Here is a 3,217-nt window from a genome sequence, read left to right as displayed (position 1 = left end):
ACTCATGTCTTTGTTTTTGACACTTTTAATCACTTGTGCTCGAAAATCTGCTGAATAGGTCATTTGTTCTTCTGCTATTTCGCTTGCTTTAAAATGATTGTATCTTATTTAAAAAGAACTGACTATACGTCAAATGAAGTTTTGGGCCTAAGAGTACCGCAAATATCAGCCTTGTATGCCATTCTAAGTCATATAAAAGTATCAAGCCAGATGGCTACCGTTGTTATGCCAACGGGTACAGGCAAAACAGAAACCATGCTGTCTGTATTGGCTGTCGAAAGATGTGAAAAGTTACTGGTTATCGTACCATCGGACGCACTGCGTAACCAATTAGCAGAGAAGTTTATAACGTTCGGATTGCTGAAAGCATTTGGCATTCTTGATAAGGATGCATTAAATCCTATCGTAGGCATTCTCAAGCAAGGCGTATCAGCCCTTAATGAATTATTCGATATTATTGACGACTCTAACGTGATTGTCACTACCATGAGTATCATGGATGGTTATAATTCAGATGATTTATTGCAAATTGCTGAGCGTTTTACACATGTATTCGTGGATGAAGCACATCATGCCAAGGCAAACTCGTGGGAGCGAGTATTAATTAAATTTGATAAGGCCAAAGTTGTGCAATTTACGGCGACCCCTTTTCGACAGGATGGCAAAGCGCTTAATGGCAAAGTCATCTTTAATTTCAGCCTAAAAATGGCTCAAGACCAAGGTTATTTTAAGCCTATTGATTTTTTACCTATTCGAGAATATGACCTTAAAAAAGCTGATAAAGTTATTGTACAGAAGGCTGTGGCAAGATTACGTCAAGATATAGCCAATGGTCATAATCATATTTTAATGGCAAGGTGTGCGACTAAAAGCAAAGCTGAAGAGGTGTTTAGAATCTATGCTGAATTCACTGATTTAAATCCCATTTTAGTTCATTCATCAATACGAGATAAAAAAGCTATTTTAAACGCTATTATCAATCTTGAACATAAAATAATAGTTGCTGTCAATATGCTAGGAGAAGGGTTTGACTTACCTCATCTTAAAATAGCAGCGTTTCATGATATTAGAAAAAGTTTACCTATTACATTACAGTTTGCGGGCAGGTTTACAAGAAGTTCTGTAGACAGTCAGCTAGGAACCGCTAGCTTTGTAGCGAATATCGCTGATGTGACTGTTGAAGAAGAATTAAGCGATTTGTACGCTAGAGATGCAAATTGGAACAGCCTACTTGCTGCATATAGTACAGATGCCACATCAGAGGAGATGGAGTTTTACGAGTTTATACATGAGTTTAGAGATTTAGCCAACAGTCAAATACCATTCCAAAATATCCGCTTTGCTATGAGTGCTATGGTATATCGAAATATAAGTGAAAATAGCATAGCTTATTTTGATAGGTTCGAAGAAGGTTTACAAAGATTTAAGGAATGCGAATATCAATTTAGCGACTACAATGAAGCAAATCAGACTTTAGTAATCATCACTGCTGATAAAGTTAATATTGACTGGGTGAACTACAAAGACATCTATGGTTTGAATTGGCGTTTAATGGTATTGCACTACAATGTAGAAGAAAATCTTTTGTTTATACATGATTCAAATAGGGACGACAACTTTGATAAATTGGCTGAAGCAATCTTAGTCGCCCCACTTCATATTAAGAAGATAAATGTCTTTAGAGTGTTAGATGGTATTAATAGACTACAATTACAAAACGTAGGGCTAAAAGAATTTTTAAATAAAAGTATCAGATTCACAATGCGTTCGGGCTCAGATATTGAAGAGGCTATAGCTGATTCAACACTAAGAAGCACTGAAAAGTCATTTGTATCAGGTACTGGTTATAAGGAAGGTGATAAGGTAACTATCGGTTGTTCATTTAAAGGCAGAATATGGAGTAAACGCCGAGGTAATATAAAAAAATTCGTCACATGGTGTGAAGAGATGAGTAAGAGCTTAAACGACGAAAGTATTGATCCGAATCAGGTTCTAAAAGCCACGTTACAACCCAAGGAAGTTAATAGTTTACCTGATAATGTACCAATCATGATTGATTGGGATGAAGGAATTTATACGGATTACTCTGAGTCGCATGTTTATTTAGAGATTGATAATCAAAGTATTAACTTATCTGAATGCTCAATTAATTTAGGCAATTGTAGCAATAACGAGATACTTTTTGAAATTGAGACACCTAGCCATAACGTTAAGTTTAAACAAACTATTATAGTTGAGGAAGTAGACGGACAGGCGCAATCGAGATATCTAATTACTAAACTATCTACTTATCAAGTACATTTTAAGCTCAAAACAAAAAGAGTAGATTTAGAATTTTATTTCAATAATAGTCCACCTTCAGTTTGGTACGCTGATGGATCACGCCTAACTGGTAATGAGTACACGACTATAGAACAAATTATGACTCCATATCCAGTCGAAAAGTTAATAGCGCGAGACTGGGCAGGTGTAGATATAGGCAAAGAGTCGCAACACGTTGAGCCACTAATAATTGATTCTATTCAATATAAAGTGATCAACGATTTAAAGGCTCAAGATTTTGATATTATTTACGATGATGACGGGTCAGGTGAAATTGCGGATGTTGTTGCTATTAGAGATGAGGATTCAAGAATTTATATTCAACTACATCATCTGAAATATGCTAAAAATGGGCGTATTAGCGCACGTATTGATAATTTTTACGAGGTTTGCGGGCAAGCACAGAAGTCAGTTATTTGGAAACAAAAGAAGGGTAGCGACTTTTTTAATCATCTATTACGCAGGCAGACCAAAGTACGTCTAGGTCAATCGAGAAGTAGGATTGAAAAAGGCAGTGTTGAAAAGCTTGAAAGTTTAATGAGTATGGCTAATAGAAAGCCCATAAATTTTGAGATTTTTATTGTACAACCTAGTCTTTCTATTGATAACCCACCTGAGGATACTCTAAGATTATTAGCAGCCACTGAAAAATATTTGAAAGAGACTGCTAATATAAACCTGAATGTTATTGTGAATGAGTAAAAACAAGATCTTCGAAAATCTTTTATGTTTATATAGTTAGACCATATACATAAGAAGCCTCAAGTAAAGAGACCATCCCAGATTCTGTGTAACTGCCATTTAGATTAAATGCTTACTGATACGGTCATCAAACATAATCATAAAACGATTCAGAGCAGACGTCCAGTTACGGATTGGCATCGACCACTTTTTA

Annotated in this window: 1 protein-coding gene; it reads left to right on the top strand. The window is 35.7% G+C overall.

Annotated features, from left to right (window positions below):
* The first annotated feature begins 93 nt into the window (after positions 1 to 93).
* Positions 94 to 3,024 carry a DEAD/DEAH box helicase gene (locus tag NJD71_RS13410; protein ID WP_319052400.1) on the top strand — a complete coding sequence of 977 codons (2,931 nt, stop codon included), beginning with the start codon at positions 94 to 96 and terminating at the stop codon, positions 3,022 to 3,024.
* Positions 3,025 to 3,217 lie beyond the last annotated feature (193 nt).

Source organism: Psychrobacter sp. PP-21, assembly GCF_033790785.1.
Taxonomy (GTDB): Bacteria; Pseudomonadota; Gammaproteobacteria; order Pseudomonadales; family Moraxellaceae; genus Psychrobacter.
Note: the sequence above shows the minus strand (reverse complement) of the source record. Positions and strands in the feature narration are given on the sequence as shown.

Coding starts and splice junctions, on each gene's coding strand:
- NJD71_RS13410 (WP_319052400.1), top strand. CDS start 94: ATGATTGTATCTTATTTAAAAAGAACTGACTATACGTCAAATGAAGTT.